The 10,578-nt window shown below is 53.9% G+C and carries 8 protein-coding genes; 5 read left to right on the forward strand and 3 right to left on the reverse strand.

Features of this window, described 5'->3' with window-relative positions; translation table 11 throughout:
• Positions 1 to 238: 238 nt before the first annotated feature.
• From HUE57_RS13480 to mltF, 3 genes are all read left to right on the forward strand, one after another.
• On the forward strand, positions 239 to 934 hold the full coding sequence (locus HUE57_RS13480; RefSeq protein ID WP_172840345.1) for a response regulator transcription factor: 696 nt from the start codon (positions 239 to 241) through the stop codon (positions 932 to 934).
• Complete coding sequence (locus HUE57_RS13485; protein WP_078484518.1) at positions 931 to 2,988, forward strand: ATP-binding protein; 2,058 nt, start codon at positions 931 to 933, stop codon at positions 2,986 to 2,988. Before HUE57_RS13480 ends, HUE57_RS13485 begins: the two co-directional genes overlap by 4 nt.
• 173 nt (positions 2,989 to 3,161) lie before the next feature.
• Entirely contained in the window at positions 3,162 to 4,598 is a 1,437-nt protein-coding gene (gene mltF, locus HUE57_RS13490) for a membrane-bound lytic murein transglycosylase MltF (RefSeq protein ID WP_078484517.1), read from the forward strand.
• 4 nt (positions 4,599 to 4,602) lie between these two features.
• On the opposite strand, the gene tadA is transcribed toward mltF, so the two are convergent.
• Both tadA and HUE57_RS13500 read right to left on the reverse strand, forming a co-directional pair.
• On the reverse strand, positions 4,603 to 5,064 hold the full coding sequence (tadA, locus tag HUE57_RS13495) for a tRNA adenosine(34) deaminase TadA (protein ID WP_078484516.1): 462 nt from the start codon (positions 5,062 to 5,064) through the stop codon (positions 4,603 to 4,605).
• 159 nt (positions 5,065 to 5,223) lie between these two features.
• Entirely contained in the window at positions 5,224 to 5,430 is a 207-nt protein-coding gene (locus HUE57_RS13500) for a hypothetical protein (protein ID WP_174673363.1), read from the reverse strand.
• 72 nt (positions 5,431 to 5,502) lie between these two features.
• Between HUE57_RS13500 and HUE57_RS13505 the strand changes: the two genes are divergently transcribed.
• Positions 5,503 to 5,670 (forward strand): hypothetical protein, encoded by a 168-nt coding sequence (locus HUE57_RS13505; RefSeq protein WP_174673364.1) that lies wholly within the window; start codon positions 5,503 to 5,505, stop codon positions 5,668 to 5,670.
• Positions 5,671 to 5,693: 23 nt separating this feature from the next.
• Positions 5,694 to 8,519, forward strand: a complete 2,826-nt coding sequence (locus HUE57_RS13510) for an FG-GAP-like repeat-containing protein (RefSeq protein WP_174673365.1) — start codon at positions 5,694 to 5,696, stop codon at positions 8,517 to 8,519.
• Between the two features lie 31 nt (positions 8,520 to 8,550).
• Here HUE57_RS13510 and HUE57_RS13515 read toward each other — a convergent pair whose 3' ends face one another.
• Complete coding sequence (locus HUE57_RS13515) at positions 8,551 to 10,533, reverse strand: putative bifunctional diguanylate cyclase/phosphodiesterase (protein ID WP_172840344.1); 1,983 nt, start codon at positions 10,531 to 10,533, stop codon at positions 8,551 to 8,553.
• Positions 10,534 to 10,578 lie beyond the last annotated feature (45 nt).

Raw genomic sequence — 10,578 nt, forward strand, 5'->3', positions numbered from 1 at the left:
GATTGATCCAGCGCCACCCTCCGTGGCGGTGATCGCTTTAAGCTGCGATCGATCCCTTACTGCGCCGGTTTGCTCTACGGTCTCTATTCAACACCTGGCGAGGCGTTCATTCTTTGGCGAGCGTTGAAGAGAATCTGGAGAAATAGTGGAGAATGGTTGAACGGTGCTCTACAGCAGAGGGAGATTGGGGTAGATTGAGCCCTCACTGGCCATGAGCCGAAAGCAAGGGAGGCAGAGAGTGCAACGAACCATCGCCATCGTCGAAGATGACAACGACCAGCGACAGAACTACAGCGATGCGCTGGAGCGCCGCGGCTATCGTGTCGAGACCTATGCCGACCGCCCCTCAGCACTCGAACAGCTGAGCAATAGACCACCCGATCTGGCTATCCTCGACATCATGCTCGGCAGCGATGTCGATGGTGGCTTCGATCTCTGTCGCAGTCTGCTCGCCGAACACCCCGAACTGCCGGTGATCTTCCTTACCAGTCGCGTTGATGACATCGACCGTATCTCCGGGCTACGCCTCGGCGCGTGGGACTATCAGAGCAAACCGGTCTCACTCGCCTACCTGGCTGAAAGGGTCGGTTCGCTTTTTCGCATTCTCGACCTAAAAGAGGGGCGCGGGGTTGAGCAGTCACAGCAGATCGGTGATCTCACCCTGGATGAGGCGCGTTTCGAGGCGAGTTGGCAGGGTGAGAAGATCGCACTGACCTTCACTGAATTCAATGTACTCAAAGAGATTGTCGACCAACGTGACGGCCGTGGCGCCAGCTACGAAGATCTCGCTAACGCCACCCGGCAGGGGGTGGTGGAGAACAACACCATCAACACCCATATCCTCCACATACGCGCCAAGTTCCGACAGCTCGACAAGGAGTTCGACTCTATCCGTAGCGTCTACGGTTACGGCTACCGCTGGAGCGCTCGTTGAGCAGACACACCGGCATCGGACTCGGTACCAAACTGGTCCTCTCCAGTTTGGTGTTGTTGGCGATCCCCTGGTTCGGCTACAGCTACCTGCAGGAGATGAAACAGTTCCTGCTGCAGGGACAGGAGAAGGCGCAGCTGATGGCCGCACGTGCGGCCGCCACCGCACTGCACAACCGCAACGATCTGTTCGATCCCAGCAGTGGTCTACCGGGTCCGCTGCATCAGAAGAGCGCCTTCTACGCCTACCCACTCAAACCCGATATTCAGATCGATGGCTACACCTCCGACTGGTTAGATCTGCTCGAGCACGCCTCCAAGCATGGTGAGGAGAGCACCATTCATATCGATGAGCGTCGACGTGAGGTTCCTCCCTCCTTCAAGCTGATCCTCGGCGTCAATGGTGAACACCTCTATGGCGTCATCGAAGTCAAAGACCCCAAGCTGGTCTATCGACACCCCGGTTACCGTCGTCTCGATAACAGTGACCACCTGCGTCTGGCGCTGGTTGATAATCAAGGCAAGCTGCGTCGCTATCTGATGACCACCGAGGGACCAGGTATCGTCACCACCTATGAGGTCGATGAACGCTGGCGCTATCCGCTCGATGGCAAACCGAGTTACGGCATCTGGGGCCATTGGCGCGAACAGAGCGGTGGTTACACCGTGGAGTGGCGCATGCCTCTAACGATGCTCAACACCGAACAGCGACTGCGTATCGATGTCGCCGATGTGCTTGATGACAACGACCGCCGTGTCTCAGCCCTGATCGGCACCCTACCTGCTGAGTGGTCTGATGAACTCAACCATCTGATCGTCCGCTCCACTGAGCTTGAACAGATCCTCTCTGGACTCGGACGAAGCAGCGCCCACATCTGGGTAATCGATCGCTATCGAAGGGTGCGCGCCAGTATCGGCGCTGCTGGCGGCAGCACTACTGCGAGTCTTGATGAGTCTCTGGTACAGGAGGCACTCAGCGGTGAGAGCAGCATCGGTTATCGACACAACAGTAACAACAGTGAGGTAGAGACAATCATCACCTCCCATCCGATCTATTCCAGGGAGCAGGTCGTCGGAGCGGTAGTACTGGAGCAGGATGTCGATGAGATCCTGTTACTACAGCGTCAGACCTTTGAGAAGATAGCACTCACCACCCTGTTGATCTTGCTACTGAGTATCATCACGCTGCTGCTCTTCTCCTACCGTCTCACCTGGCGCATAAAGCGACTCAGCCGTGAAGTGGGTGAGGTGATTGATGATAAGGGGCGTGTACTCTGCGCCGGCGTTAAGTCGGGGCATCGATCGGGAGATGAGCTAGGTGAACTCTCACGCAGCATCTCCTCCATTCTGGAGCGACTCCACCACTACCACCGTTTTCTCGAAAACATTCCACGCACCCTACGCCATGAGATCAACAACCCGCTCAATGCCATCAGCACCTCACTGCAAAACCTCTGCGATGCTCAGCCTGATCTGACCGATAACCGCTATCTACAGGGTGCCGAGCGTGGCATTACACGCCTGGGACGGATTATGGATAGCCTCACCGAGGCTGCCAGCCTTGAAGAAGCGCTGCGCAACGACAAGCTTGAACCACTTGATATCAGTTCACTCTGCAGCAGCTATGTTGAGAACTGTCGTCTCGCAAATAAACAGCAAAAGTTCACCCTCAAGGGTGGCGAGCAGCCCTGTTTTATTGAGGGATGCGATTTCAGACTCGAGCAGATACTCGACAAGTTGATCGATAATGCCGCTGACTTCACCCCTGAGGGGGGTGAGATTGCAATCACACTCAGCTGCGATCTCGAACAGATGACAATGGAAATCAGTAATGAAGGACCACTGCTTGATACCAAGTTACAGGGCCAACTCTTCGACTCAATGATCTCCTACAGATCTGCAGCACAGCAGGATGGACCACACCTTGGTATTGGGCTCTTTGTTGCGCGCACCATCGTCGAATACCATCGCGGCAGTATCAGAATCGCTAATCGTGCCGATGAGAAAGGAGTAGCCGTTACGATTAAATTCCCGCAGATCAAAAAACAAACAAATTAAATAGACTCACTATTGACTCGCAACAACCTATCAACACAGTCCGATTCAAGTCCGAATAGTTGAGTCAAAACAATATATCGATATATGCCGTTTTTCCGATATATTCAGTTTCAGTGCTGTTATCAAAATTGTTGTTAACGATGTTCTGGAGTGCATGCTAAATTGTCTCGCAGATGAGACACCTTTCAATAAACAGACTCCTGCCAACCACCTCACTGATACTGACGCTTCTTGCAGCAGCGACGCTGTTGGTCTCATGCAGCAAACCGCTCTCACAGCTGGAGCGGATCAAAAAGCGCGGTGAACTGATCGTGCTAACGCGTAACAGTCCCACGACCTACTACGAAGGCCCCAACGGACCGGCCGGTCTTGAATACGATCTGGCGGTACGCTTTGCTGAGCAGCTTGGAGTCAAGCTTCGAATTGAGGTGCCTGAGAACCTGAACCAGATCCTACAGATGGTTGATCGCGGTGAGGGAGATCTCGCTGCAGCGGGCCTGACCATCACCAACAAACGCAAGAAGAAGGTGCGTTTTGGCCTTCCCTATCAGACTATCGTGCAGCAGTTGGTCTATAGAAACGACGGCATCAAACCGAAAAACATTGACGATCTCGCTGAGGGTGTTCTAGAGGTGGTTGCTAGTAGCAGCCACGTCGAACGGTTGCAAGCGCTGCGCAGAGAGCATCCAGGGCTGATGTGGAATGAGAACAGCGAACAGGAGAGTGATGAACTGCTCTATCTGATCTGGCAGCGACTGATCGATTTCACCATCGCCGACTCCAACGAATTTGCCCAGAACCAGCGTTTCTACCCGGAGCTGCGCGCCGCCTTCGATATCAGTGAACCCGAGAAGCTCGGCTGGGCGCTACGCCTCTCTACCGATGATTCACTCTATGACGAGGTCATCCGGTTTTTTACCACCTTGAAAAAAAGCGGCGAGCTGGAACATCTGCTCGATCGCTATTACGGCCACACCAAACGTTTTGACTATGTCGATACCCGCACCTTCCTCGACCAGAGCGAGGTTCTACTACCCAAATATCAACCGCTGTTTGAAGCGGCCGCCAAGAGATACAACTTCGATTGGCGTCTGCTTGCTGCCACCAGTTATCAGGAATCACACTGGGACCCTAAGGCCAGATCACCGACCGGGGTGCGCGGCTTGATGATGCTGACCCTGGCCACTGCCAAACAGATCGGGGTGAAGAGCCGGCTCGACCCAGAACAGAGTGTGATGGGTGGAGCAAAGTATCTGCGCCAGCTGATCGACCGTCTACCAGACGGGATCAAAGAGCCCGACCGCACCTGGATGGCACTGGCCGCCTATAACATCGGTTACGGCCACCTTGAGGATGCCGGCACCCTGGCCGAGCGTCGTAATGACAATCCAACCCTGTGGGTCGATATCAAAAAGAGTCTGCCACTGCTCAACAAACGTAAGTGGTATAGCACCGTCAAATACGGCTATGCGCGAGGTCGTGCCCCACTCCACTATGTAAGGAATATTCGCCGCTACTACGACCTGCTGGTAAAGGCGACCACCGAGGTGAAAGAGCCCGTTCCAGAGGCTGAGCACGACGCACTGACCATCACCACACCCACGCTATAGAAAACTACGCTCGACGTGCGCGGAAGAAGGCGCGCAGCATCTCACTGCTCTGCTCAGCCATTACACCACCGACCACCTCACAACGGTGGTTGAGATTCTCATCCTGAAGAAGATTACAGATCGAACCGGCTGCCCCGGTACGCGGATCAGTAGCGGCAAAGACGACCCTTGCCACACGTGCATGCACCATTGCACCAGCACACATCGGACACGGCTCAAGCGTCACGTAGAGGGTCGTGCCAGGCAGCCGGTAGTTCTGCTGCTGCTGCGCAGCAGCGCGTAGTGCCTGAATCTCGGCATGGGCCGTTGGATCGTGACCAGCGATAGTCAGGTTCCACCCCTCTCCGATCACCTCGTCATTCTGGACCACTACCGCTCCCACCGGAACCTCACCTTCAGCCTCTGCTCGTCGAGCCAGCGCCAGCGCTCGACTCATCCACTCAATATCTCGCTCTTCATCAGCCATCAATCAACATCCAGTCCAAAATTAGATCGTTTGCCATTCTAACAGCCTGTTTAGTGGCAATTTAGAGTGAGTAACGACATGTCGCTTAAAGCCAACCCCGCTGACCGCCATGGAGAGCGAAGTGAGGGCGGTTAGTCCCCGATAGTCGACGCCGTCTGCCTATTCGTAGTTGAGAGCGCGAGCGAACGACGAAGAAGATGCAGCAGCGGCTTTATGTCGGCGTAGAGTCACTGAGGGAGTTGTGTAGAGCCGCGAAGAGGTGATTACGCAACGTACGCAGGACGGTCGGGGCGCCGCAGGCATAAACGGTCGCGTGAAGTATTTGCCGCTTGCTTGGGCTTGGATGCCCAAAACAAACTTTCGCAAAATAGCGACTCCCGGATTTTCATTCATAATGTCTAGGTTTTGTTATCACCTATTTGTAAGGGACTCCTCCAGATGAACATTGGCATCCAGACGCTGAACAAACGCATCATCGTCATCGCTCTATTGATCGCGGTGCTTGCCGGCTCCTTCTGGGGCGGATCTCGTTATCCGGCGCTCGATGAGAAGGCAACCATGGGTGGTGACACCAACTTGAGGACTCACTCAGCTTCCAGGCACTGATTGAGGTTAAAGAGGGTGATCCGGTGATACAACGCATCGGCTATACCACCATCAACTGGATCGATACCAACAAAAAGGGCATGACCTTCGGCGTGCTGTTTGGTGGTGCCTTTCTCACCTTTCTCGGCATGTTAAAACGACGCAGCCACCGCAACGGCTTCGTCAACAGCCTGCTCGGTTTTGCCACCGGTACACCACTCGGTGTCTGCGTGAACTGTGCGGCCCCCATCGCTCGTGGCATGCACGATGCGGGGGCACGTATTGAGACCACCCTGGCAACCCTGATCAGCTCACCGACGATGAACGTGGTGGTGCTGACGATGCTCTTCTCCATCTTTCCGATCTACGTGGGGCTCATCAAGGTCGCTATGACACTGCTGTTTATTCTGGTAATCATCCCGCTGTTGGCCCACTACATCTTCCCCGCTGAACGCGATGCGAGTGGTGATAGCGCTGCCTGTTGTCTGGTTCCTCAGCCCGAGTTCCAGGCGAGTGAAGGGTGGCTACAGGCAACAATAGGCGCACTACACCAATATTTGAAAAATCTCTGGTACATCGTTCGCACCACCGTGCCGCTGATGTTGGTGGCCGGTTTTCTTGGTTCAGCGATAATCACCCTGGTTCCACTCGAGTCGTTGATCGATAGTGAGATCACCATTCTCGGCGTCTTCATCGTTGCCATTGTGGGTGTCTTCCTACCAGTCCCGATCGCCTTTGATGTAATCGTCACCGCGGCACTCTTAGCGGCAGGTCTGCCGATGCTCTATGTGATGATTCTGCTGGTAACTCTAGGCACCTTCAGCATCTACTCCTTCATGATCGTCTGGAACTCGATTTCAAGGCGCGTGGCACTGACCCTCTACGCATCGGTCGCTGCCCTTGGCATCATTACCGGTATAGCGATCAACAGTTATCATGAGTGGGAACTAGAGCGAATGCTCGATATCTTCGGCAGCGAGGTTGAGGCCGCCGATCGGCCTATAGAGCATCATGGTATTCGCATCACCCGAGCCCCCTTTGAAGAGCGCTCCGAGAGTAAAGAGATACCCTTTAGCCGTGTTGAGGGGAGCCGATTTGGACTGCAACGGACCAACCACTTCAGTGTCGCCGACTTCTGGCCCCCCTTCTATAACGGTCGTGGCGTCGCCTCGGGCGATATCGATCGGGATGGCTGGCAGGATCTCGCCTTCGCCACTGAACAGGGCGTACTCCTCTATCGCAATGAACGGGGTACGAAGTTCACACCCATTACTCTGGCGATCCCACAGCTGGAGAAGCTCAACACCTTTGTCATCGCACTGGTCGATATAGATAACGATAGCTGGCTCGATCTCTACCTGACCAGCTATCTCGATGGTAACTACTATGTACTGAACCGCAACGGGCAGTTCAGTACCGAACAGCTGCACCGCACGCCCACCAAAGATAATGTACTGAGCTATGCCATCTCTTTTGGTGATATCGACCGAGACGGCGATCTAGATGCCGCCATCGGCAACTGGTTCTACGGCTTTGCCAAACCGATCCCCCCCGTTGAGGGCACCAACAAGCTCCACCTCAATCAGGGCTCAATCTTCAGTGAGGCGCCACTGGAAGGGCTAACCGGCGAGACGCTGACTATTCTGCTCTCCGATTTCAACCACGATCAGAAACTCGATCTGATGGTCGGCAACGATTTTATACAGCCAGACGTCTTCTATACCGGCAGTGGTGACGGTGCCTTCGAGCAGATCACCGCACAGGCAGGCACCATTCCCGCCTCTACCAATACCACCATGAGTATCGATACCGCCGACATTAATAACGACCTGATCACCGACATCTATGCCGCACAGATCGCTGCCAGCGCCTCCAGCAAGGCGACCAGCATCCGCGTGCGACGTTTGACAAACTACTGCATGGACGTCGAAGATCCGGAGCTCAAGGCAGTCTGTCAGCAAAATGTCGATATACGCCAGTTCTTCCACTATCGTGGGCGTCACAAGCCGACCGACCTGAAGAAGTGCAAGACCATTCCCGATATTCAGGAGCAGCAGGCCTGCTTCTCAATGATGGTGATGAAGACGGCCACACGCGAGCGTAAGCCTGCGCTATGCAAACATATTCCTAAGACACAGGAACAGGCCGCACACCTCTGCCGAAGCTTTTTTAAAAAACCGGTTACCACCACCAAAGAAGAGTATCGTCGCGCCCTGCCCCAGCGTAAGAATAAAAACGTACTGCTGGTTGGCGGTAACGACGGCATCTTCAGAGATCAGGCACCACAGCTAGGCGTCGATATGAGTGGCTGGAGCTGGAACTCAAAGATTGCCGATCTCGACAATGATCAGTGGCAGGATATCTATGTCGTCAACGGTACCTGGCTACGTGGCAGCGCCACCCCCTCCAACTTCTTCTTCCACAACCAGCAAGGCAAGCACTTTAACGACAGCACCCAGCAGTTCGGGCTTGATGAGTTCATGCTCTCTTCGGCCTATACCTATGTCGATTTTGATAACGACGGTGATCTAGATATTGTCACCACCATTATCAATGGTCCTATCCGTATCTTTATCAACAATCAGAGTGGCAACAACGCCATCCGGTTTGCCCTACGTGACAATCAGGGTAATCGTTTCGGTATTGGTAGCCGTATCGTGATCCACTATGGTGAACAGGGTGAACTGCATCAGATGCGTGAGATCAAGGCGGGGGGCGGTTTTATCTCCTTCGATGCACCACTCGCCCACTTTGGCCTGGGCAAGCATGAGGCGGTTGAGCGCGTCGAAATCTATTGGTCAACGGGAGAGAAGAGCGAACTGAGTGGCCCATTCCAGCCGGGTAGATATACGCTGGAACGTGACGCCTGACCGACGAGGCTACTTGATTATTGAGAAGTGGTTACTGCTCGTTTTGCTGGGAACCGCTCTTCTCTTCAATTGAGGGGGACAACGGCCATTTTGAGGTGGTAAAGAAGTGCTCTATCTCTGCAGGCGGCAGCGCCTTGCTGATGTGATAACCCTGTGCGATATCGCATCGCATCCGATAGAGCTGGCGCATAATGTCTTCGTTCTCGACACCCTCAGCCACCACCATCAACCCCAGGTTATGGGCCAGTTCGATCGTTGATTTGACGATAATCTCATCGTCCTTGCTCTTGAGCATATCCATCACGAAGGAGCGATCGACCTTGAGTTCGGTCACCGGCAGTTGGCGTAGACGGCTCAACGATGAGTGACCCGTACCAAAATCATCAATCGAGAAGTTAAAACCGATCTCCTGCAGCTGACGCAGCACCGTATTCAGCCGCTGATAGTCACTCATAAAGATATTCTCGGTGATCTCAATGACGATCCCGTTCGCCGTTGGATAGCGATCCACAATGGCATTCAGCTCAGTAATAAATCCAGGTGCCAGGATCAGGGTGATCGGTATATTGATCGCGATCTTTACCTCATGGCCCTTCTTAAGCCACTGCTGCCGCTGTTTCAGCGCGGTCTCAATCACCCAGTAACTGAAGGGGGCGATCAATCCGGTCTGCTCCAACGCCGTGATAAACATATCGGGCGGCACCCAACCACGCTGTTTGTGGTGCCAACGCGCCAGGGCTTCGACTCCGACAATATTGCCCGAGAAGAGTGCCACCTTTGGTTGGTAGTGGAGTTCGAACTCTTCTCCATCGAGTGCATTTTTCAGATCACGAACCATGCCCAGTCGACCGCTGTCGATGCTATCGCGATCTTCATCAAAGAGATGGATGGCATGCTGTTCTCGCTTTGCGGTATTCATCGCCGCATCACCATGTTTAATCAGCTCTGAAACCGTGCCACCGTGTTGCGGATAGATGGCAATGCCGACTGTCGCAGTTACCACTACCTCCTGCTGCATCACACGTACCGGATCCTTAATTGAATCGAGTACTCGTTCGGCCATCTCGACGGCCCGCCTTTCATCGATGTCACAGAGCAACACGGCAAACTCATCACCCGACATGCGACTCAGGGTATGTTTTGAGGTAAGCGCGTTGAGATAACGCTTGGAGACAATTTTGAGTAGTTCATCACCACCATCCTGCCCCAGTACATCGTTGATATCCTGAAAACGATTAATATCGACTATCAACACCGCAAACGGTAGCCCGCCCTTATCATTCACCGCATCAAGATGTTGGCGAACACGATCGAGAAATAGTGAGCGGTTGGGAAGTTTAGTGAGCTGGTCATAGAGGCTCAGGTTCTCCAGCTCCTGGTTGGCCATGCTGAGACGCCGATTAAGATTCTGCAGGGCGTGTTGATAATCCTCTGTAGCACGTCGGGCACTCTCCACCTCTTTTACGGCCATCGCATTTTCAATCGCAATCGCCACATGTCCGGCAAAGAGTTCGAGCAGTTTCAGGTCGCGTTCGGAGAAGTCACCACCACCCTGCTTATCGATACCTGCCAGACCACCGAGAAAGTGTTTTCGTCCGATCAGTGGCACCATAATCAGGGTGCCCGCCTCTTTCTCCCAGCGGTTGCGCTCCTCCTCTGAGAGTTCAGAGAGCATGCCACGCCACCATGCGCGTTTATGACGCCAGACCCAGCCACAGACGCCAAACTCAATAGGGAGCGATTCACCAACGATTTCATCAATATCGCGGCCAGAACCGGCCTGGTAGGTATAGAGGCCACACGCCTCATCAAGAATCGGAATCAACAGGGTTTCAGAACGGATCAGCTCACGCGCCCGATCGGCGATTATCTGTAGAACGGTATCAAAGTCGAGTTCACTACCAATCGCCTGCGTGGTTTCACGCAGTAGACTGATCTCATACTCTCGCTGGGCAAGCTCTTCACGAACGGCCTGTAGCGTTTTCTGATCCGAATTCTCACTCTTTTCAGTCATATCTTCTCGATTGCAACCCATCCATAGGCGGTTTCTTCTTTTTAT

Source organism: Candidatus Reidiella endopervernicosa (assembly GCF_013343005.1).
Taxonomy (GTDB): Bacteria; Pseudomonadota; Gammaproteobacteria.

Coding starts and splice junctions, on each gene's coding strand:
- mltF (WP_078484517.1), top strand. CDS start 3,162: ATGAGACACCTTTCAATAAACAGACTCCTGCCAACCACCTCACTGATA.
- tadA (WP_078484516.1), bottom strand. CDS start 5,064: ATGGCTGATGAAGAGCGAGATATTGAGTGGATGAGTCGAGCGCTGGCG.
- HUE57_RS13505 (WP_174673364.1), top strand. CDS start 5,503: ATGAACATTGGCATCCAGACGCTGAACAAACGCATCATCGTCATCGCT.
- HUE57_RS13515 (WP_172840344.1), bottom strand. CDS start 10,533: ATGACTGAAAAGAGTGAGAATTCGGATCAGAAAACGCTACAGGCCGTT.